This is a genomic window from Ruegeria sp. CDSA020 (assembly GCF_059612345.1).
In genome coordinates this window covers 1-23,029 of record NZ_JBXWQK010000015.1, presented here as the reverse complement: position 1 = coordinate 23,029, position 23,029 = coordinate 1, and the positions used below count along the sequence as shown (strand labels likewise).

Below are 23,029 nucleotides of genomic sequence, written 5' to 3'. Positions count from 1 at the left end.
TTAGCCCCGGATCAGGGGCTAGTCAGACGCCACCCGCGGCCTTCCACTGGCCTCGACGGTGATCATTGCCTCAACAAAGACCTCCTGGGCTTCGATACGGGCGGTGCGGATATCCCGGTCGACGATCACTCGGATATCCTCGGCACCGGCCCGGCGCACTTCTCCTTTCGCCTCAGCCCTCAGGATGGATTCCAGCAGCGCCATCGCCTCGTCAGAATCGCTAAAGTCCTGAGGCCCGTCTTCAAGATGCACCCTGTACCGCCCTTCGGATGGCGCGGTGACGGTCCCGGCCCGGCGCAGTGTCAGCCTGCCAACCACAGCTCCAATCGCATTGGCCACGCCCGTGTGTTCCGGCAGAATCATGCGGCATCGCAATCTTTCCCCGACTGCGGGGTAATAGCTGGGGGCCGACGCCCCAAGACCGATCACATCCACATTCAGTGCCGCGTCCAGCGCCACCAAACCGCGATGCCCGGCCAGACCTTTCCGCGTCAAAACATGCCGGGCCAGATCGGGTGCCGGAACGCCGAAATCTTCGGCTTCTTCTGAAAAAGCGGTCTCTAACAAGGTCAAAGAGGTCTGTTCGGTCAGCTGATCAACGATCATCTGCGCCAACAGATCCGGTGTTGCAGCCAGCATATCACCGGTGCCAATCCGTTTTCGCGCCACCAGTTCCAGCGCTTTGCGTGCAGCCTCTGCGTCCCAGGCATCCAAACGGCCCAGAACATGGCTGGCATCCGAAGGTGTCACGCCGGATACCTGAACGATTCCACGATCCACCAAACGAGTAAGTGCGCCTGTCTCCATCCGCGTTTTAAGCAAATCAGACAGCGGCAGGACCTTCTGCCCCAAGCGATCCACCAGGGCGGTTTCCCTTGCCCCCAGACCTTCGGCATGAACACCCGGTACCAGACGTGCGAACCGGGTGTCATGTTCACCCACAGTTGGGGCCCGCAACTGCGCATCCAAGGCCGTGTGAACCTCGTCGGGCGCTTCTGACGCGATCAGAGATACGGGCAAAACACGGCGCGGTCCCAGGAAGATGCCGCCGCCCAGCCCTTCGGTTACAACATGTACCTGACTGTCCCCGCCCAACCCGTGGGTCCGCATTGCGACGGCCTCCACCATGGTACGAAAGCCGCCAACCCTGGCACCTTCGGGATCAATGGCGGGCTTGCCATCCCGGATCAAGGCGACATCGGTCGTGGTACCACCGATATCTGATACCAGCGCGTTCTCGGCTCCCGTTAGCCAGCGCGCCCCGACGATTGAGGCCGCAGGGCCGCTCAAAATCGTTTCAATCGGTCGATCCCGCGCCTGTTCGGCGCTCATCAACGCTCCGTCGCCGCGAACCACCATCATTGGCGCTGAAATTCCTAGCGTCACAAGCTGATCCTGTGCCCGTCCGATCAAGCGGTCGATCATGCCAATCAACCGTGCATTCAGCACCGCTGTCACCGCACGTTTTGGACCATTCAACTTGGCCGACAGATGGTGCGAACATGTCACCGGCGCACCCGTCCGATCAGTAATAATGCGGGCGACCTCAAGTTCATGCGCCGGGTTTCTGGTGGCGAACTGCCCGGCCACCGCGAAACCTGAAACCCCTGAATTAGAGTCTAAAAAGGCTTCAATCGCGTGGATATCCAGTGGCTCAGCTTCTGCTCCCGCATGCGTGTGACCGCCCGCCACAACCAAAGCAGGATCCCCTTTCAAAGCATCCCGCAGACCATGCTTTTCCAGATCACTCTCCCTGAACCCGATATAGATCAGAGCAACCCGGCCACCCTGCCCTTCGACCAGCGCATTTGTGGCCAATGTCGTTGACAGCGACGCCATTGAGATCTGCTCCGGTGACACCTGAGCCTGCGTCAGAACCGCGGAAATCGCCTTGCCGACGCCAATCGCCAGATCAGCTCGTGTTGTCAGAGATTTGGCCGAAGCAATCACCTCAGTCTCATCCCGGACCAGCACCGCATCCGTATAGGTTCCGCCTGTATCAACCCCCAAAGCCAGCGCCATCGGGTTCTCCTTCCTGTTCGCTGTGATTGGGTTTAGCGGTTTGCACCGACACGTCCAGCCTGTTTGCGGCACCTAGGAGAGTTGTTTGACCGCCCAGCGCGCGGCATCTGCCACGGCTGAATCCGGATCCTCTGTCAAATCCTGTGCAATCGGTATCAACCCCTGCAGGCCCGAGTTGCCAATGGCGTACAGCACATTTCGCACAAACCGGTCCCGTCCAATCCGCTTAATCGGAGAGCCCGAGAATTTCGTTCGAAATTCCGGATCGTCCAGTCCAGCCAATTCCGCCAGCCGAGGAGCCTTCAGATCCTCACGCGCTGCATAGCGCATGTCACTGGCCTTGACTGCGAATTTGTTCCAGGGGCAGGCGGCAAGGCAATCATCGCAACCATAGATCCGATTGCCGAGTTTCGCGCGCAGGTCTTGATCAACCGGCCCCTTGTGTTCGATTGTCAGGTAAGAAATGCAGCGCCGCGCGTCCAACTGATAAGGCGCCGGGAATGCGTCTGTCGGACAGGCGGCCAAACAGGCCCGGCAGGATCCACAGTGATCCACCTCTGCTTGATCCGAAGGTAGGTCCAGAGTTGTAAAAACAGACCCTATAAAGGCCCAATTTCCCCAATCGCGACTTACTAGATTGGTGTGCTTACCCTGCCATCCCAACCCCGCAGCATGACCCAAGGCCTTTTCCGGAACCGGGGCGGTATCGACAAAGACCTTCACCTCGCCATCAGCCTCGGCTATCAACCAGCGGGCTAACCTTTTGAGCCGCTTCTTGACCAGGTCGTGATAGTCCTTGTTCTGCGCATAGACCGAGATCGCCCCTTTCTCGGGGTGGTCCAGAATCTCGGTTGGATCATGTTCGGGCGCATAGCTTTCTGCCAACATGATCACCGATTTCGCCTCAGGCCAGAGCGCTGCCGGATCGCCCCGCCAATGGGTCCGTTCGGCCATCCATTCCATCTGCCCGTGATATCCGGCCTGCAGGAACGCCTCAAGCCGGTCGGGCACTAGGGGGACATCCCACGGGCGACAAATACGGCACGACACAAAGCCCTCGCTCAGCGCCTGCGCCACCAACTTACCCTTTAAACCCGATCCGCTCTTCATCTGGCCCTAAATACCTTTGGGGGGAAATCGCGTCTCAAGGCGCGATTGGGGGCAGACTGCCCCCCTTACGTGACCCTATCAGAAATCCAGATCTGCGTAATGGGTGGGCGGCCTGAACCCAGGAACCTGATCCGCCAGAATCGACCGGAAAGCAGGTCGGGATTTGATCTTGGCATACCAGTCTTTAACTGCCTGAGACCGATTCCAATCTACGTCCGAGATATAGTCCAGCGCCGATAGATGCGCCGCAGCCGCAAAATCGGCCAATGTCATCTGATCCCCGGCCAGCCAACGGCGGTGATCCAGCAACCAGGCCATGTAATCCAGATGATACTTGATGGCCTTGGCACCTTGCTTGACATTTTTGCTGTCAGGATAGCCCTGACCGGTAACTTTCTTGTTCACGCGCTCATAAACCAGTTTGGATGTCACCTCGTGATGGAACTTGTCATCAAACCAGGATACCAACCGGCGCACTTCATATCGCGCCTCGGGCGTTTTGGGCATCAGGGCAGGTTCTGGGCGGGTTTCCTCAATATATTCGCAAATCGCGTTGCTTTCGGACATGATCTTTCCGTCCAGACGCAGAACCGGGACTTTTCCGGCCGGGTTGCGGCGCAGGAAATCGGGATCTTTCTCCCAGTATTTCTCCTCGACCAGCTCAACCTCAATCTTCTTTTCCGCCAGTGACAGGCGCACCTTACGGCAGAAGGGGGACAAGGGAACATGAAACAAACGCGCCATGGGCTTCCAATCGAACCAGTGAATACACTCAAGCTTTAGCCTTGCAGGGCCTTGGGTTTCAATCCTCGAAACAATCCGCGCGACCATCTGCGCGAATGGTGGCCGCCCCATCGAGGATCGAGGCAGCCCGTCTGCGTGTGCGGACCGATGGATCCCGAACGGACCTGTTTTTGGGAGAAGGCAGGATTGCGGCAATACGTGCGGCCTGAACTGGCGACAGCTGGGCCGCGGTCACATTGAAGTTGCGCTGGGCTGCGGCCTCAACGCCAAACACACCTTCGCCAGTCTCGGCCACGTTCAAATAGACCTCGAGAATGCGCTGCTTGCTCCAGAAAATCTCGACCACGGGGGTGAGAGATGTCTCAAGCGCCTTACGCACCCAACTGCGCCCCTGCCACAGGAACACATTCTTCACCACTTGCTGCGTGATGGTTGAGGCGCCACGTGTACCGCCTTCCTCCAAAGCATCGCGAATGGCATCGACATCAAACCCCCAGTGCAGGCAGAAATTGGCATCCTCTGCCGCCACCACGGATCGCGCCATGACGGGCGAGATCTGTTCAATCGGCACCCAATCGCGCTGAACCTTGCCCAGCCGCCGCCATTCAGACCAGATCGTATGGGTTACCGGGGGATTCACCACAGAAAAAAGCACCACAAGCGCCACAACAAACGCAACCAGACCCAATACCGCGCGGGTCACCCAGCGGCGAATCCGCGATTGTGTCTGGTTCTTTGCCTTCGACGCCTTGCTTTTCTTACTGCTCGATTTGCGCGCTGCTTTCTTTGCCATATTGTTGCTATACGACGCGGCGGCGATGTTTGGAACGGATTAAATCGCCAAAGCGCGCGCCTCGCGCGGGCGTATCACGGGACGGGCGGTTTCTGGCAGGACCGCATCGCGGGTCTGCAATTCGGGAAACAGGGCCAGAACTTCAGCCTTTGTCTCGGCGTCAGACTGAGAGAGCGCGTGCCCCGGGTAATAACTTTCGCTTTTGGCCCCATTTGCAATGACGATCTCATGGCGCGAAAATAGAAGATGAATATAGTCGATCTGACCACCCTCAACACGCGTAACAGAATCCCCGTTGACCAGGCTATGCGCTGCGATCAGCACTTCGGAATGGCCGAACAAATACGGCGCCCGCCAGTCCGAGACCAGCATCCGGTGCTGTGGCGACACGATCAAAGGCTGTTCCAGCCCCAGCACGCCAGCCTCAAACCGGATGGGCGCCAGCTTGCCTTCGGCCTCAACCGTGGTCCGCCCCACCCAAAGCAGCGGCTGCGCACCGTTGTCCGATGTGATGACCATATCACCGGGCTTCAGATCTTCGATAAGACGCGGGCCATCAGGCGTTTCAATCAGCGTTCCGGGGGTGAAACAGGGCGGGCCAAGATTGCCAACATCTAGCGGCCCCTGCGTGTTGACAAAGGTTGATGAGACAAACGTGCCCGGTTGCAGAACCTGCCCGTCTGTTGGTGTAAAGACACGGGTTCCGTCAGCAAGATAGAAGGTCGTGCCAGTATAGGTGACATTGCCAACGCCTGTCACGTTAATCGTAACAACATCACCCGGCCACGACGAAGTAACATCCTGGCCGTTTACCGTATCCCCGCTGGGTGCGTCGATCTCGCCATCGTCATCCACATCGGTGAGGTTGAATTTATCAACAACTACCGATGTACCGCCCGGTGGCGGATTCGCGGGGTCAAACGAATAAAACTGATCAAGATAGGTGGTTGGCATCTAACAGACTCCTACGCGTTCGCACGACTGCAAAGCAGCCTAACCGCAACTTCCGAACAAAAAGTGACGAAATCTAGGCTTATTGGGCCCGTTTCGACAAGGCAAACGACCACCTAGGACCAATAAAAGAAAACCCCACGTGGTTTAAAAGAGACGCGGGGTTGCCATTTTCATTGGTCCTCAGATTACTCAGCAGGAACCGCTGTTGCCTCGACCGCCAACGGATGGCTGAGCTTGTTCAGCATCTCTTTCGGGCAGACCTGGATAAAGTTCGCCTTCTCGACTTCCCAGTGCTGCAGGATATCTGCGGCTTTGCGGCTAAAGGTTTCACCCATATGGGTTTCGATCAGCGATTTCAGCTGATCTTCCCAATGGTCAATGGTCACGGGGCATGTCACCAGCGTTTCCATATTCATCAGCGCCTGCGCCTTGCCGTCGGGGTCGTACAGATAAGCCATGCCGCCTGTCATGCCCGCTCCGAAATTGGCGCCGATACTGCCCAGGATCACGGCGACCCCGCCGGTCATGTATTCGCACCCGTTCGAGCCGCAGCCTTCGATCACCACCTTGGCGCCTGAATTGCGCACCGCGAACCGTTCCCCGGCGCGGCCTGCTGCGAACAGGTGACCGTCGGTGGCGCCATACAGAACGGTGTTGCCGATGATGGTGTTGTCGTCTGCCTTTAGCGGGCTGACCTGTGGCGGACGCACAACGACCATTCCGCCCGACAGACCCTTGCCAACATAGTCATTGGCATCACCCGACACTTCCAGCTTCAGGCCCGGAGCGGCAAAGGCCCCCAGCGACTGACCTGCCGAGCCTTGCAGTTTCACATGCAGGTGGTCGTCTTGAAACGTGTTCCGCATCCCAAAGTTTTGAACGATATGGCTGGAAACGCGCGTTCCCACGGTCCGGTGTGTATTCTGCACCGCGTATGACAGTTGCATTTTTTCACCATCCTTCAGGAAACGCGCTGCGTCGCGCACAATCTCTGCGTCCAGAGTATCCGGCACAGTGTTGCGATCCTTGTCACGATCATAGTTGATATCATGTGCGCCATCGACGGTGATCAACAGCGGGTTCAGGTCCAAATCATCCAGATGCGCCGAGCCTCGGCTGACTTGAGCCAGCAGATCGGCCCGGCCGATGATCTCATCAATCGAACGCGCGCCAAGGCTGGCCAGCAACTCTCGCACTTCCTGCGCGTAAAAGGTGATCAGATTGACGACCTTGTCCGCGTTGCCAGTGAACTTGGCGCGCAGGGACTCATCCTGAGTGCATACGCCAACCGGGCAGGTGTTCGACTGGCACTGGCGAACCATGATACAGCCCATCGCGATCAGGGCGGCGGTGCCGATGCCGAATTCCTCGGCCCCCATCATTGCGGCCATGACGATGTCGCGCCCGGTGCGCAGGCCCCCATCGGTCCGTAGCGTCACACGGTCGCGCAGGTTGTTCATCGCCAGAACCTGATGCGCCTCGGTCAGACCCATCTCCCACGGCAGACCGGCATATTTGATGCTGGTCGCGGGCGATGCGCCTGTACCGCCATTGTGACCCGAAATAAGGATAATATCCGCTTTTGCCTTGGCCACACCTGCCGCGATCGTGCCAACGCCAGACGACGCCACCAGTTTCACGGTCACCTTGCAGCGCGGGTTGATCTGTTTCAGATCATAGATCAGCTGCGCCAGATCCTCGATCGAGTAGATATCGTGGTGCGGCGGCGGCGAAATCAGCGTTACGCCCTTGGTCGAGTGGCGCAGTCGCGCAATCAGGTCGGTGACTTTCATGCCCGGCAGCTGACCGCCTTCACCGGGTTTTGCACCCTGGGCAACCTTGATTTCCAGCTCTTCGCACTGGTTCAGGTATTCTGCAGTCACACCGAACCGGCCCGAGGCTACCTGTTTGATCTTGGCCGATGGGTTGTCACCATTGGGTTCCGGCACAAAATGTGCCGGGTCTTCGCCACCTTCACCCGAGTCGGATTTGGCACCGATCCGGTTCATCGCAACGTTCAGCGTCTTGTGCGCCTCGGGCGACAGCGCCCCCAGCGACATGCCCGGCGTCACGAACCGTTTGCGGATCGAGGTGATAGATTCCACCTCTTCAATCGGGATCGGCTTGCTCAGCGGTTTGAAATCCATCAGGTCGCGCAGATGGATCGGCGGGTTCGATTGCATCTTGGCCGAATACTGCTTCCACAGCTCGTAAGACGCCTTGTTGCAGGCCATCTGCAGCATATGCATCGAGGTCGCTTCCCACGCATGGGTCTCGCCTGATTTACGGGCCTTATAGAAACCACCGATCGGCAGAACATCCAGACCGCTTTCCCAGCCCTTTGCATGGATCTCTTCGGCCTTGGATTGAATGCCGGTAACACCGATGCCGGAAATCCGGCTGGTCATACCGGGAAAAAATTCGGCGACCATGGCACGGCTGAGGCCCACGGCCTCAAAGTTCAATCCGCCACGATAGGATGAGATCACCGAAATCCCCATCTTGGCCATGATTTTCAGCAGGCCTTGGTCAATCGCCTCGCGGTACCGCGCGACATTTTCGGTCAGGCTGCCATCCAGCAATCCGCGATCAATACGATCGGCCAGAGAATCTTCGGCCAGATAGGCGTTGACCACAGTGGCCCCACACCCGATCAGAACGGCAAAGTAATGCGGATCAACGCATTCCGCCGAACGCACGTTCAGCGAACAGAAGGTGCGCAGACCTTTGCGGGTCAGATGCGAATGCACTGCGCTTGTTGCCAGGATCATCGGCATCGCCACGCGACCCTGACCCGAATTCATGTCGGACAACACCAAATGCCCCGCGCCCGAGCGCACGGCCTCTTCGGCTTCGGCTCTAATACGGGCCAAAGCTGCGCCCAGCGCCCCTTGTCCGGCTTCAAAGCTACAGTCGATTTCTGCCAATGGAGCATTGAAGTTTTCAGCCAGTGCTTCCCATTGGGCATTGCCCACAAACGGGCTTTCCAGCACGATAATTTCGGTTTGGCTGCTGTCTTCATCCAGCACGTTTTTCAGGTTTCCGAACCGGGTTTTCAGCGACATCACACGATATTCGCGCAACGAGTCGATGGGAGGGTTGGTCACCTGGCTGAAGTTCTGGCGGAAGAAATGGCTGAGCGGACGGTACTGTTTCGACAGAACAGCCGATGGCGTGTCATCGCCCATTGAAGCCAGTGCCTCTTTGCCATCTTCGGCCATTGGCGCCAGAATCTGCTCTAGTTCCTCGATCGAATATCCGGCGGCGATCTGACGCTTACGCAGCTCCTCGCCCGCATAGATCGGCGCTTCGGTGATTCCAGCCAGAGACTCGTCCAAATCGTTGATCTTGCCGACCCAATCGCCGAATGGCAGTGCGCGGGCCAGCTTGTTCTTGATCTGCGTATCGCGATACAGCTTGCCCTTTTTCATATCCACGGCCAGCATTTGGCCCGGGCCCAACGCGCCTTTTTCGGTCACGCTGGCCTCATCAATCGGGACCATCCCGGCCTCGGAGCCTGCAATTACAAGACCATCTCCAGTGACCACATAACGCATCGGACGCAATCCATTCCGGTCAAGACCGGCACAGACCCAGCGGCCATCGGTCATGGCCAACGCGGCAGGGCCATCCCAGGGTTCCATCACCGAGTTGCAGTAAGAATACATGTCGCGCCAGGCCTGCGGCAATTCCACCGCCTGCTTGGACCAGCTTTCGGGCACCAGCATGGTTTTCGCCATCGGGGCCGAGCGGCCTGCGCGTACAAGAACTTCGAATACAGAGTCTAATGCGGCAGAATCCGACGATCCACCAGCGATGATCGGTTTGATATCCTCGGCGTAATCGCCAAAGGTGCCGCTGGCCATGCGGATTTCATGGCTTTTCATCCAGTTGACGTTGCCCCTGAGGGTGTTGATCTCACCGTTATGGGCCAACATGCGGAAGGGCTGGGCGAGCCACCATTGCGGGAAGGTGTTGGTCGAATAGCGCTGGTGATAGATGGCGAAGGCGGATTCGAACCGTTCATCCATCAGATCGGGGTAGAAAACCGCGACCTGCTCGGCCAGCATCATGCCTTTGTAGATGATCGAACGACACGACAGCGAAGCCAGATACAGCCCGGAAATCCCGGCCGCTGCGGCAGCCTTTTCAATGCGGCGACGGATGACATAAAGCTCACGCTCGAATGTCTCTTCGTCCACGCCTTTGGAATTCGAGATCAGGATTTGCTCAATCTCGGGCCGGGTCGCGTTGGCCTTTTCGCCGAGGCAGGTGACATCAACCGGAACGTGGCGCCAGCCATAGATATAATAACCCATGCGCAGCACTTCGGATTCCACGATGGTCCGGCACTGTTCCTGCGCACCGAAATCGGTGCGGGGCAGAAAGACCTGACCAACCGCGATCAGCTGATCCAATTTGGGCTCGTGCCCGGTGCGACGGATCTGGTCATAGAAGAAAGGAACCGGGATCTGCACATGGATACCCGCGCCGTCGCCGGTCTTGCCATCCGCATCTACCGCGCCGCGGTGCCAGATCGCCTTGAGCGCGGCGATGCCAGCATCCACAACCTTGCGTGACGGCTTGCCATCAACTGAGACCACAAGACCCACACCGCAGGACGAATGCTCTTCTTTCTCGGAATAGAGACCGTTTTCGGCCATGAACTGACGTTTGGCTTCTTCGGCCCGTACCCAATCGGCATCATATTTGGTCATTGGCTGTCTCCTTCTTCCGGCAGGCCGTACATGGCTTCGACCTCAGCTTTGGTCATCTGCCGACGCTCGCCTGCGAACGCGTACCCGTCAGGCTTTTTGTCGATATAAAGTTCCAGTTGCAGCGGATTGTCCGTGTCGTCGAACAGGCCTGCTGCCATTTGGGTATGCCCTTGCATTTCACCCGGCAGCGTAATCCGGTACCACAGGGCCGATCCGCAATCGGCGCAAAATGCACGTTCCGCCCAGTCCGAGGACGTAAAGGTCTTAACCGGCCCAAGGGCCGCATACCCCTCTTGCGCGGGAAACGTTATCAGCATCGAGCTAGTCCAGCGGCGACACTGGTCGCAATGGCACGCGCCCAACGACTCTTTCGCCGGGGTGGCAGTCACTGTGACCGCGCCGCACATACATTGGCCTTGCAATTCGGGCATCTCTGTCCCTCCTGTCGCGGGGCTTATTCGGCTGCAACCGCAGCCGTGTTGTTGAAACGGTCAAGGATCGCGTCGGCGCAGTCGCGCCCATCGCGGATCGCCCAGACCACCAGCGAGGCACCGCGCACGATGTCACCGATGGCATAGACCCCGTCCATCTCGGTCTCGCCGGTCTCGAATGCTGCTTTTACAGTGCCCCAGCGGGTCACGGGCAGGTCAGGCTGGCCAAACAGGGTGGGCAGGTCTTCGGGCTCGAACCCCAGCGCCTTGATCACCAGATCAGCGTCTTCGACATAATCCGCGCCTTCGATCAACTCGGGGGCCTGACGACCAGTGGCATCGGGCTGACCCAGACGCATCTTCTGGACCATAACGCCGGAAACCTGATCATCGCCGGTAAAGCCCTTTGGTGCGCTTAGCCATTCGAATACGACGCCTTCTTCCTCGGCATTCTGCGTTTCGCGCTGCGATCCGGGCATGTTCGCGCGGTCGCGGCGATACAGGCATTTGACCGAGGTCGCACCCTGACGGATCGAAGTCCGCACGCAATCCATCGCGGTATCACCGCCACCGATCACGACAACTTTTTTGCCTTCGGCATTCAAACGGCCATTGTCGAAATCTTCGACCTCATCGCCAAAGCTTTTGCGGTTCGAGGCTGTCAGGAAGTCGATGGCCTTTTCAATACCCGTCAAACCGCTGCCAGGCATGGACAGGTCGCGCGACTTGTAAACGCCGGTTGCGATGATAATCGCATCATGTTTGGAACGGATTTCCGCGAATTTGGCGGCGTCCACGTCGCAATTCAGAACAAACTCAACCCCGCCATCAACCAACAGGTCATTGCGGCGCTGAACAACGTCTTTTTCCAGCTTAAAACCCGGAATTCCATACATCAGCAGTCCGCCTGCCCGGTCATGGCGATCATACACGGAGACCTGAATACCCGCACGGCGCAGCATGTCCGCCGCTGCCAGTCCACCAGGGCCGCCGCCGATGATGCCGACGCTTTCGCGGCGCTCAGCACCCGGTACGACCGGCTTGACCCACCCCTTTTCCCAGGCTGTGTCGGTGATATATTTCTCGATCGAGCCAATGGTAACAGTGCCGTGCCCGGATTGTTCGATCACGCAATTCCCTTCACACAGGCGGTCCTGTGGGCAGATGCGCCCACAAATCTCGGGGAAGGTGTTGGTGGCCTGACTGGTGTGATAGGCCTCTTCCAGACGGCCCGTTGCGGTCAGGTTCAGCCAGTCGGGAATGTTGTTGTGCAGCGGGCAATGCGACTGACAATAAGGCACACCGCATTGGCTGCAGCGGCTGGCCTGTTCTTCAGCTTTGGCAGCAGCGAATTCGGCATAGATTTCGTCAAAGTCTTCCGTGCGGGCATCTGCGGCCCGTTTTTCCGGCATTACTCGGTCGATCTGCACAAATTTCAGCATCGGTTGCTTGGCCACGGGTCAGACTCCATGAATTGGCTTGGTCGCGCCTCTTTAAAAGATGCGTAGGGGGATTAAAAGTCAGGTGTGCTGACCTTTTTTCAAAAACTTTGCGGGATTCCACCGATGGCCAGTGAGAAATACAGGATTTTAGTTCCGATTCGGACCTATTTGCATCCTTTTCTTTTCCTTACCGCGCTTATACGCAGGGATCACAAAGAACGCGTGACGGCAGCACGGGCAGGTAAATGAGTCTTTTTCAGTTGATTCTTGCAGCAGTCATTCAGGGAATTACCGAATTTCTGCCGATCTCATCTTCGGGTCATCTGATACTTTTACCCAGCCTGACCGGTATGGACGATCAGGGGTTGGCCATCGATGTCGCTGTGCATGTGGGCACTCTGGGCGCCGTAATTCTGTATTTCTGGTCTGATGTGAAAATGGCGATTTCCGGGCTGCCGCAGGCTCTTTTGGGGCGCACCGATACACCACAAGCCCGATTGGCCCTGGGGCTGATTCTGGCCACGATCCCAACCGTCATTGTCGGAGCGATCCTGTTCAAAACCGGGCTCAGCCAGTCTCTGCGCTCAATGACGGTCATCGGCTGGACGATGCTGGGGTTCGGCATATTGCTCTACTGGATGGACCAGAAAGGGCCGCAAAGCAAAGAAACCTCTGACTGGGGCCTGCGCGATGCGATGATCATGGGCCTGTGGCAAGTCCTGGCGCTGATCCCCGGAACATCCCGGTCCGGGATCACGATCACCGGGGCGCGCCAGCTTGGATACAGCCGCGAAGACGGTGCACGCATCGCGATGTTGATGTCCATACCCACGATTCTGGCATCCGGAGCGCTGCTGTCCACAGAGGTCATCCGCCAGGCAAATGCCCAACTGGCGTTCGACAGTGCTGTTGCTGCGTTCTTTGCGTTTCTGTCCGCGCTGCTTGCCTTGTCGCTGATGATGCGCCTGTTGCGCAGCGTCAGCTTTACGCCATACGTGATCTACCGCGTAGTAGTGGGCGCAATCCTACTGGTCATCGCCTACAGCTGATCAGGTCCGCATATTGCTGGCCGAGTTCTGTATGTCATCATACTGACCCGAGGGGCGGAACTTCCACAGATAATCCGGCAGGACCGATTCCAGCGTCGCCGGCTCGATCCCCAGATCGGCAAAGCCAAGCGCGCTATCTGAGGCAACATTGTCGTGACGCAGATTCTTGAGTTGATCACGCGTCAAGATATTGTTCGGAAACAACTGAAAGCTCGCAAATTTCATTATGTCCAGCATTCCCGCCATGATCCGGGCCACCCAAAAGGGAATCCCAAGGATAATCCGGTGGCGGTTGATCACATCCAGCATCTGCAGCATCAACGCACGGAAGGTTTTCACTTCGGGTCCGCCCAATTCGTAGACACCCCCGCTGGCCTGCCCCAGCACGCCCTGCACCGCAGCCTTAGCGACATCATCCACATAGACCGGCTGAAATTGCGTCTGGGCCCCGACCAGCGGCAGAAATGGCCCCATCCGGGTCATCGCAGCGAAACGGTTGAAGAACTGATCCTCGGTTCCGAAAATCACCGAAGGGCGCAGGATCATTGCACCCGGCATATGCGCCAGAACACCGGCCTCGCCCTGCGCTTTGGTACGAGAGTATTCGCTCCCCGCCTCGGCATCAGCACCAATGGCCGAGATATGGACCATACGGGTTACACCTTCAGCGGCTGCTAGACGCGCAACGCGTTCAGCCCCTTCGGTTTGAACGGTATCGAATTCATTCCGGCCAATCTCGTTCAACACACCAACACAGTTCACCACCGCATCAGCCCCCCGCATCGCCAAAGCAACCGAAGCGTCATCGCGGATGTTACACAGGACAGGTTCGACCTGCCCCACCGCACCATAGGGTCTTACAAACATCGCTTCGTTCGGACGGCGCACCGCAACCCGAACGCGCCAGCCATCATTCGCCAGACGTCGCGCAATATATCGGCCGACAAATCCGGATCCGCCATAAATCGTGACCAGTTTGGACATTTGAGGGCTCCTGCTATTGGGTCCTGATCCGATCTACCGCCCAATGCCCTTTCAAACAAGGCGCAATAACGCCGCGCAGCCACGAAAAAGCAACGCGGCACAGACGGTTGAAAGCGGTGGTCAAAAAACTTTCGAAAAACTTCCCGAATCCGGTTGACGCCTTCCGCCAGTAGGCTTAAACGCCCCTCCACGACACCTGCCCAGGTGGCGGAATTGGTAGACGCGCTAGCTTCAGGTGCTAGTGTCCGTATGGACGTGGAGGTTCGAGTCCTCTCCTGGGCACCAAATATCCATAATATTATAATATTTTTCAATCGCTTAAGGCGGGTATCTGTATTTCTATCCACCTTATAGCCCACCTTTGAGCGTATGGTGTTCTTCCAGCTTTCCGACTTGAAGGGACGAAAGCCGAAGTTCGCTGCATCCGCGAGAGCATCCCGTAAGAAAGATCAAAGCGGCCATTCAAGCGGGAAGTTGCTCCATCCCAACTCTGCACCAGCCATCAAGGTCAGCGACGCGCATTCTGTACATGCAGAAGCTTACAAAGCGCTCTTGCAGAAACTCATTTTGCTGAGGAACGAAAAAGGCTGGTCGCATGCGGATTGCCGATTTTTTTTGCAGCTCGTCGTCGTGTGGACCTGCGGCTTATTGCCATTTTCATTGCAAAAGGAATGATAGGCTTAGCCGCGGTGAATTTTAACTTCCTGTGCCTCGAATGCTCTGGCTCCGAGAATCAAGTACTTTGTTTGGCCGCTCGTGCCTTGCCTCTGCTGGCCTCGAAATGCCACCAGAAAGGCCCGACCAAACCCACTGTTGGATAGCGGTTCTGAATTGGCCGCTCAACCAAACCGCTTCACAACAGGTGGAAATGATTGACAACCATGTCGCCCTTCGGCGCGGCGACATTTAAGTTTAGTTCCCTGTCGCTCCAGATCTGCTTTTCCATATGCCAATCGCAATCGAGCAACAGGAAGCTGCAGAAGAGCCTGCCGAAATCGAACGCGTAGTCACGTCCTGGGCAACCATGGTCGTCACTCTTGACAGCGGCGGTATGAGAGGCGTGGGGCCAGACCAGATTGCCTGGGCATGCGCCCCGTTCAAAGCGATCCGGTCTAAAATCGTCCGGATTGTCGTAGACATCCGGATCCATTTGAACCATCGGGATGACCCCGGTCAGCTTGTCGCCCTTGGCAATCCGGTAGACTCCGGTCGAGGTTTTCAAACAGAAGTTCTGCGTGGCGGTTCCAAAAATAAAGAAGACCGGAGGATGTTTGCGAAGCACTTCAAGCAGGAAGTTGTCCAGCTTCTTCGAGGAACTCAGAGCGGCGAATTTGGTCTCACGCAATCGGCTGGCTCCTGCTTCGATCAGCTCTTTCTTGATATCGTTCGCGACGTATTCATTGTTGGATAACTCAGCCCAGATTGACTTGGCGATGTTTTGCAGACCCAGAAAATTGTTGACCCCAAGAACGAAGAGCAGTTGGTGCAAGATTTCCTCGGGGTCGTCGAGGTTCATATTTTCCTTGGCCAATTCGCAATAGTTTTTGAACCTGTCAGACGAACGCACGAAGTTTGTGAGCCCTTTGTACTCTGCTTTCCCGCCATAAAGCCCAAGAGAATTGATGAGCGAGATCAACGGTTTGTACTTGAATATCTTCAGGTAGACCTTTTTGACATCCGCAGTATCCGGGCCGTCTCCCAGATACCAACGGAAGACAAAATCCGCCGCAAAATCTTCAATCGCGCTCCGCATCGGCTGCCCCGATGTGGTCTCCCATCCGGAGGCGTGGTCATAGACGACGTTTTCGAACGTTGATTTCAACGTCGGCGCATTTTGGGTCAGTATCGCACTGTATAGGCGCTTGAATGCGTCGTGCGCCGGACCATCGGTAAATATGCTTGGGATTGTGTTGCCGATGAGTCGAGCCGGCGGTGCGGCCCAACCAAATCCAAAGGTCTTTTTCAGCCGTCCATCATTCCAATTCAGAAACGGTTCCATTCCCAATTTGTCCAGAACAACAATTGACCGTATCAAAAACCCTGATTTGAACACCGAGCTATTGTAATATTTCTTCCGCTTCTCGAAAAATCTGCGCCACCCCGAAATGAATAGGAAGTCAAGCGTATCAACAACGACGCCAAGGCCCGGGAGGCCATAAGAACCCGGAACAGCGCGGGGCGTTGTAAAGGACGCGCACACGGAATTGGGTCTCGTGACGTTTCGCCGAATGACCTGGCCCAGTGTGTCCGTGTTTTCAAGATATTGCCGCCCCTGCTGAGTGAAGGTGTCGTCAGTGTATACCTGCTGGGACAGAAGCGGGTTCGTGAGCGCAAGCGTGAAGGCATCGTAACCGACCATTCGTGACATCAGATCGCCGAAAGGACGACCTTCTTGAGCCTTTTCGGCGAACACGCCGACGTGCCATTCAAGCTCTCTCAGGTCGTCTTTCCCCGAATAGAGTTCATCTAGCTTCCTGCGCAGTCTCTGTTCGTCCGGCCCAGAATCTCCGGTCAGATCGGCGAACCCCTTAAGGGGTTTCAAGCCGAAGGCTTTTCGGTAGTCGACATATCTTCCGATTTCCGCATCCCGGCCCATTTTTACGGACCGAACCATGACACTGTCATGTGTTGTGTCGCCAACTTTGAAGGGTTGAAAGAACATCTTATGCGTGTTTTGCAACCCTATCCGCCCGGCCTTTTGCTGCGTCGCGGCCGTGATCAGCTTTTCAATCCCGAACTTTTTGAGCAGATCGGGGGCCTTGAGTTCCATCTGGTCAAAACTCTGGTCTCCAATCTGAAACTCATCCGGGACCATCGAGTGCCAGCGGTACAAAAGATTGAACTCGATCGCGATCCAGTTTTCCCGATACCATTTCTTCCGCTCAGCCATGCCTGGCACGATATCCAACGCCACATCTATCGGGGAAATATGCCGAATGTAGTCGCGTATGATTATCCGCAGGTACTGGACGATGTTGATGTTTCGCGCTCTCTCAAAGATTTCGTCGTCATCGGTCAAAGCCGTGCTGTCGCGCAGCATGCGGGCAATACGGTTATGCTCGCGCATCCAGATCGTGTTAAGAAGTGTCTGGCCGAGAGAAGAGTTTCCGTGCTCCAGACCGGTGGCGAAATAGTACCTCAGATTCTCAGGGTTCGAGTTCCCGAAAACAGCTTTGAGACGTTTGAGATCGTGTAATTTTGCAAAGTCTTTATGAACGAACGCCTGCGGCTGCGCGGCAAATTTCTTCGGATCGATTCCGATTTTGTCTTGATCAAAAAGGTAGGGAAGAAATTCCTCATCTCCCTGTTTCTGAAGTCTTTGGGATTTCAGGAGTCCGTCCTTCTTTTCTCGTAAGGCCTTCGTTTGATCGGGACCCAGCCCGTAGATCTGGCAAAGATCCAACTCATGGTTTGAATGGTTCCGTTTCGTGCACCCGAGATCCGTTCTCAGAAAGCTGTCTGTCAGCCATTGGGCGTAAAAAGAAAACAGCATGCTGGACTTGATGGATGGTATTTCCCGCTCGCCCCGTCGCCACAATTGCGCGACCGAATCCACATCCGGCAGGTCTTGGTACTTTTCTGGTGGCAGGTGGCGTCCGGTAAAGCTCTTGTCGGTCAAAGAGCGCCAGGACGTGTAAGGTGAGGCGAGCGATAGTGGTCGCGGGCGTGGCGGCATCGAGTTTGCAATAAAGTTAATGAATGCCCGGGAGAAGAGCCGAGATATCAGACCGGATTGAAACAAAAAATAGAAGAAGGTCGGAAACCTCTTAAATAACTTCGTGAATAACTTCGTTAAATACATCATGGCGGCAGGCCCCCAATCGACATGATACCTGCAGAAAGTGTGCCAGAGTTGACTGCTTTGACCAAGCGGCGATACTCGACCTTAGTCGGTTTGCCTGTGTTTTGCCGGTGATTGTCGTGTGGAAAGATGACCGATGAAGCGAGATCAACTTGATTTAAAAGAGGAAAGTGGCGAGCGGCGCTTGCTCACGGCGATTTTCTGCGACCTAGTTGACTCGACCGCCCTGGCCTCTGAACTCGGCACCGACGATCTGTTCGAGTTGATGGACGCGTATTATCAGCTCTGTCAGGAGGTCGTCGAAGACTTCGGCGGATCGATTTATCAGTTTGCCGGCGATGGCGTGGTCGCAGTGTTTGGTTACGCAGATGCGCTTGATGCCTTTGCGCTTCGTGCGGTATCCGCTGCCGTTGAAATTAGTCGCAAGGTGCAACGGTTTGACCAGAAACTGAGATCGAGGCTGCAAACGCGCATAGGGGTCGCCTCTGGTGAGGCGGTCATTAAGCCCAGCAGGGGTAGCGACGGCGAGCTGCAAATGACGATCACAGGATCCGCGGTTTTTCTAGCCGCCCGAATTCAAAGCGCCGTCGATATCGGTGCCGTCGGAATATCGGAGAGCACACATGGCCTTGTTGCCGACATGGTTCCGCTGAGCGGCCCACGACATGTGTCCCTCAAGGGCTTTGGTGTGGATGTCCCCTTTTGGACAGTCGAGGGAACCGAATTGTCCACCGCGCTCCCCGCCTTGGAACAAAAAAGCAACGATTCCGTCGCAACAGGGCGCGAGAGGGAACTGGGCGAGCTGAGGGCCAAATGGAAAAAGGTTCAGGCGGGTGTAAAACAGGTCGTGCTGGTCAAGGGTGAGCCAGGCATTGGCAAGAGCTTCCTCATAAATCTGTTTTTGGAAGAAGTCGGACACGAAGCTGCCAGCGTTTTGCTGCTCCGCGGGTCGCCAATTTATGCACATAGCCCGTTGCATCCTATTCGAGAATTGCTGTTGCACCAGATACAAACGGAGTCCGACAACGAATCGGGCAGCACGCTTGCGAGGCTAAATGCTGTGACTGGGGCCACGCTTGACAGTGACGAGCGTCAGGCGATCGAAGACTTGCTTGCCGGTGTCGCAAAAACCCCAACGAAACTTGGGCCTAAAAAGAGAATGGTCAGCATTCTATCTTCCTTGTCCAAGCTGATCTTTGCTCGGGTCAAGGAAGGCCCGGTTCTGGTTGTGGCCGACGATATCCAATGGATTGATTCAGCGACCAATGATGCCTTGCTGCAGATCGCGGAGGAAGACGCAGGCGCGCCGCTCATGGTTCTTTTGGGGTGCCGGGACCGCGACCATCAGAAACTTGCGTCTTGGGTAGCCCATGAAGCGGTCGAGTTGGCGCCACTGAACCCGGACGTGTCCATGGCGATTATCAGTTCGCTGGATGGCAAGAACTGTTTGGATGCCAAGGCCCGGTCTACACTGGTCGAACGGTCCGAGGGAATGCCCTTGTTCCTGGTGGAATTGGCAAAGGTCATGCTAAGCGACCATGAGACCGATCAGGCGGGTGTTACCGGAGATGTTGTGTCACGCGTTCCCCTGACCCTCCACGAAAGCCTTCAGGCGCGTCTGGATACTGTGGAGGCTCCGACGAGACATCTACTACAGGTCGCGGCCGCACTGGGGGGGCCGTTTGGCCCCAACCTGCTCTCGGAGGTCCTGAACGTTCCGCTAGAGCAGATAAACTCTGGCTTGAACAGCGCGGTCCAGGCGGGGTTGCTGCATACGCTGGAAGAAAATCAGGATTATGTGTTCGAACACTCCCTGATCCGCGATGTTGCATATGGCAGCCAAATTCGCCGGGCAAAGACCGCGTTGCACGCCCGGGTGGCAAGCGTGTTGTCAATGGACGACAATAACAGGCCGCCCACATCTCCGGAAGTAATTGCCTATCATTGGACGCAAGCCGGCATGGTCCACCAAGCTACACCACTTTGGCGAAAGGCGGCGTCGCTCGCGCTCAGCCGCGGCGCTCCAAAAGATGCGGTCACGTTGTACTCGAAAGGATTGAAGCTGGTTGCGGACAACGCCGAAAGCGACGAGGTGTTGCGAAGACTGGCATTCGAAATGCATCTCGGGCTCGGTCAGGCGTCATATGTTGCCAGAGGACCGGCCGAAGAGAAAACGGTTAACGCTTTTCGGAATGCGTTATCACTGATCGATACGATCGACGATCTGGATCAGCGATGCCAGGTTATCTACGGCATATTCGCCGGGTTTCACTTTTCGTCACATTTCGACGCGGCAAGGGAACCGGCGCAGCACATGTTCCAACTCGCAACAGAAAAGGACCAGGACCGGTATCTTTGCCAGGCGCACAGGATGCTCGCCTACATCAACTTCTTTCTCGCGAATTTTCCCGAGATGAACCAGCACATTGATCAGTTAACTGTACACTACGAGAGAGAGTCAGCCCTAGCGATGATGACGAGATTTGGTTCCGATTGTTTGATCGCGGCGTTAGGATTTCGGGCCGTGAGCCTAGCACTAAAGGGGGATCATACCGCAACGACAAATTTGCTCTCGAACAACCTTGCGGCAGCACACTCTCTGGGACATCCGGCAACAATCGGATGGTCTTACACGGCAGAAATCTACGCCCATTGCTTTCTTGGAAATTTCGGAAAAGTGCTTGAACTGGCGGAAGTTGCCATTCCGTATTGCGAAACAAATGACGTTACAGCTTGGGGAGCCCATAGTCGGTTTCTCCGCATCTGGTCCGAGTCAAAGCTCTTTGGTGCGAGCAGCAGCACGATCCTGGAGATGAAAGATACATTGCATTTGGCGACCAAGGGCGTTGCATTGGCTGCTCCACTGTTTCGCGCGTTGCTGGCTGATACATTGCGTAGGACTGGAAGGCTGTCTGATGCAACAAAGGAAGCGCGCACGGCCTACGATTTTTGCAAGCGAAGCGGACAACGTGTTTTTCAACCCGCAGCGACGCAAGTGCTTGCTGACTGTTTAGAAGCCGACCAATCGGATGAGTCAGTGTACAGGACCGAAGCGAACCTGTTGTGTTCGGAACTTTGCCTGCAAATTGACTTTGTCGCAATGAATTCAGACTAGGCGTCCGTCAGCAGCTTGCTGGCCTGGACACAATGGGTCTGTTTGTACTGCCTGTTCTCCGCCCACGCCAATTAGCGTAGGTTGCAGGTCTCTTTTTACAAAGGAGTCACGCTGTGCTCGACCAAAAGGAGCAAAATGAGAGCTACCACAGACCCGAAACCCGGAAACCACATTATGACCTGGTCGTAGTGGGGGCCGGGATTGCGGGACTCAATGCATTGCATGCCGCTTCGGTTTATCTTCCCAAATCCGCGCGGGTATTGCTGGTCGATGAAAAGGCCAAGCCCGGTGGTATGTGGACTGTGGCTTATGACTACGTGCGTTTGCATCAACCTCATCCTCTTTTTACAGTTGGAAATATGCGGTGGAACTGGCGTAACCCAAGACAGTACCTTGCCGCGCGCGATGAAGTTCAGGCACATCTGGCCAGGTGCCTAGAGACAATAGGCCGCCTGCTAACGCTGGAGCAACTCTTCGGCCATGTTGCGACAGACATCAAAGAAGTCGTGAAATCCGGCCGATGGAGCGCGGAAGTTTATGTGCATCCGACGGGGCGTCCGCACGAGATCATCTGCGTCGAAGCAAACCGTGTCATACATGCATCCGGGTTCTACTATCAGGTGCCCGAGCGCATGTCGCTGTCGTCAAGACAAGTACTTTCAATCACGCCATCTGAACTTAGGGAGACACTTTCGACCTCTCCGAATGCCCCGGTCTACGTAGTCGGCGGCGGTAAAACGGGATTGGACACGGTTCTTGAAATATTGAACGAAAACAACGGCCGGCCTGTCTCGCTTATCAATGGGAACGGAACCTATTACCTGAACAGAACGAAGTTTTTTCCGACTGGAATTCGCAGGTGGGTCGGTGGAGCGTTAGCGGCACAGGTGTTTCGCGATTGCGTCATCCGGTTCGACGGCCACAACGAAGAGGTTGTGCGCAAGCATTTCATCGCGAATTACGCCACCAACCCAGACCCAAGAAGCATGAACTACATCTATGGCCTCCTTGCGGAAGATGAGAACCAGCGGATTGAAGCGGGTTTACGAGAAAAGATATGGGACTATCTCGACGATGTCGTTGACGCTGGATCCGGGCCGCAGATGGTAATGCGAAGCGGAAAACGTCTTGCAGTCGAACAAGGTTGTATCTTCGTTAATTGCACGGGCAGCCTGATGCGCAATGTACGCCCGGAAGATTGGAAACCATGCCTGTCGCCGAACGGCGTCTTACTATCTGTCAATACCCGTCACGCCATACATATTCTTACGACCTACGCAAGCTTTATGCTTTCTCATTTGTATTTTAACGGAAGCTTGCGGACATCCGGGCTGTATTTCCTTGATCTCGAGGCATTGCTTCGCAAAAGCAAGGTCGCATTCACAGCGGCCACCATGACACAATCGTATCACAACCTACTGTTGAGCCTCAAAAACCTAGACATGGATGCCCACAAATGCTTTGGCATTGATTTCAACCGTTGGTATCCGACGCCACGGCGTTTGCTGGTGCTGAATGCGATCAGAAAGAACGCTCGCGAAGACATACAACATTGCCGCAAATCGCTGGATGTTATCGTCGAACGGTTTGGCATAGTGGGTGGACAAATTGAGTAACTTTACTTCCGGCAGCTTGGTTAGCCGCAAGTTGCGCAAGGTCACGGCTGTGGGATTCATGATCAACAATCTTGGGCATTTGATGCGTCCAATAGGTCCGGTTCACGAGTGCCAGTTATTCAACACGCAGTCCATAGTCGTTGCGCCGCCTAATCAAGGGGAGTGGTAAATTCTAGGTCATGTTGACAAATGGCGGATCCAGAGGCGGATCGAAATGATATCTACGAAGCCAAGGAAGCTTTCGGCTGT

13 protein-coding genes and 1 tRNA gene are annotated in these 23,029 nt (G+C 56.0%); 4 read left to right on the top strand and 10 right to left on the bottom strand.

Going from position 1 to position 23,029, the window contains the following annotated elements; translation table 11 throughout:
* Positions 1–18: 18 nt before the first annotated feature.
* From AC2FJW_RS19120 to AC2FJW_RS19085, 8 genes are all read right to left on the bottom strand, one after another.
* Positions 19–2,022 carry a hydantoinase/oxoprolinase N-terminal domain-containing protein gene (locus AC2FJW_RS19120; protein ID WP_496751088.1) on the bottom strand — a complete coding sequence of 668 codons (2,004 nt, stop codon included), beginning with the start codon at positions 2,020–2,022 and terminating at the stop codon, positions 19–21.
* Between the two features lie 72 nt (positions 2,023–2,094).
* Positions 2,095–3,132 carry a tRNA epoxyqueuosine(34) reductase QueG gene (queG, locus tag AC2FJW_RS19115; RefSeq protein ID WP_496751086.1) on the bottom strand — a complete coding sequence of 346 codons (1,038 nt, stop codon included), beginning with the start codon at positions 3,130–3,132 and terminating at the stop codon, positions 2,095–2,097.
* Positions 3,133–3,210: 78 nt separating this feature from the next.
* Entirely contained in the window at positions 3,211–3,876 is a 666-nt protein-coding gene (gene fzlA, locus AC2FJW_RS19110; protein WP_496699298.1) for an FtsZ-binding protein FzlA, read from the bottom strand.
* A 58-nt stretch (positions 3,877–3,934) separates the two neighbouring features.
* Entirely contained in the window at positions 3,935–4,669 is a 735-nt protein-coding gene (gene mtgA / locus AC2FJW_RS19105) for a monofunctional biosynthetic peptidoglycan transglycosylase (protein WP_142640279.1), read from the bottom strand.
* A 39-nt stretch (positions 4,670–4,708) separates the two neighbouring features.
* The gene (locus AC2FJW_RS19100) at positions 4,709–5,623 is read right to left on the bottom strand and encodes a Hint domain-containing protein (protein ID WP_496699300.1); all 915 of its coding nucleotides are present in this window, start codon (positions 5,621–5,623) and stop codon (positions 4,709–4,711) included.
* A gap of 185 nt (positions 5,624–5,808) precedes the next feature.
* Entirely contained in the window at positions 5,809–10,341 is a 4,533-nt protein-coding gene (gene gltB, locus AC2FJW_RS19095; RefSeq protein ID WP_496751084.1) for a glutamate synthase large subunit, read from the bottom strand.
* Positions 10,338–10,772: a GFA family protein gene (locus AC2FJW_RS19090; protein WP_496699303.1), complete on the bottom strand. Its 435-nt coding sequence runs from the start codon at positions 10,770–10,772 to the stop codon at positions 10,338–10,340. Before AC2FJW_RS19090 ends, gltB begins: the two co-directional genes overlap by 4 nt.
* A 23-nt stretch (positions 10,773–10,795) precedes the next feature.
* Positions 10,796–12,229: an NAD(P)-dependent oxidoreductase gene (locus AC2FJW_RS19085; protein WP_496699305.1), complete on the bottom strand. Its 1,434-nt coding sequence runs from the start codon at positions 12,227–12,229 to the stop codon at positions 10,796–10,798.
* Between the two features lie 230 nt (positions 12,230–12,459).
* On the opposite strand from AC2FJW_RS19085, the gene AC2FJW_RS19080 reads away from it, so the two are divergent.
* Positions 12,460–13,263 carry an undecaprenyl-diphosphate phosphatase gene (locus AC2FJW_RS19080; RefSeq protein WP_142640289.1) on the top strand — a complete coding sequence of 268 codons (804 nt, stop codon included), beginning with the start codon at positions 12,460–12,462 and terminating at the stop codon, positions 13,261–13,263.
* Here the strand turns inward: AC2FJW_RS19080 and AC2FJW_RS19075 are convergent, their stop codons facing one another.
* Positions 13,264–14,247 (bottom strand): complex I NDUFA9 subunit family protein, encoded by a 984-nt coding sequence (locus AC2FJW_RS19075; RefSeq protein WP_496751082.1) that lies wholly within the window; start codon positions 14,245–14,247, stop codon positions 13,264–13,266.
* Positions 14,248–14,445: 198 nt separating this feature from the next.
* Between AC2FJW_RS19075 and AC2FJW_RS19070 the strand changes: the two genes are divergently transcribed.
* Positions 14,446–14,532 (top strand) — tRNA-Leu (locus AC2FJW_RS19070).
* A 568-nt stretch (positions 14,533–15,100) separates the two neighbouring features.
* Here AC2FJW_RS19070 and AC2FJW_RS19065 read toward each other — a convergent pair.
* Positions 15,101–17,866 carry a cytochrome P450 gene (locus AC2FJW_RS19065; RefSeq protein ID WP_496751081.1) on the bottom strand — a complete coding sequence of 922 codons (2,766 nt, stop codon included), beginning with the start codon at positions 17,864–17,866 and terminating at the stop codon, positions 15,101–15,103.
* A 319-nt stretch (positions 17,867–18,185) separates the two neighbouring features.
* On the opposite strand from AC2FJW_RS19065, the gene AC2FJW_RS19060 reads away from it, so the two are divergent.
* Positions 18,186–21,164 (top strand): ATP-binding protein, encoded by a 2,979-nt coding sequence (locus tag AC2FJW_RS19060; protein WP_496751079.1) that lies wholly within the window; start codon positions 18,186–18,188, stop codon positions 21,162–21,164.
* 113 nt (positions 21,165–21,277) lie between these two features.
* Positions 21,278–22,780, top strand: coding sequence for an NAD(P)/FAD-dependent oxidoreductase (locus tag AC2FJW_RS19055; RefSeq protein WP_496751077.1), 1,503 nt, complete (start codon positions 21,278–21,280; stop codon positions 22,778–22,780).
* Positions 22,781–23,029: the final 249 nt, after the last annotated feature.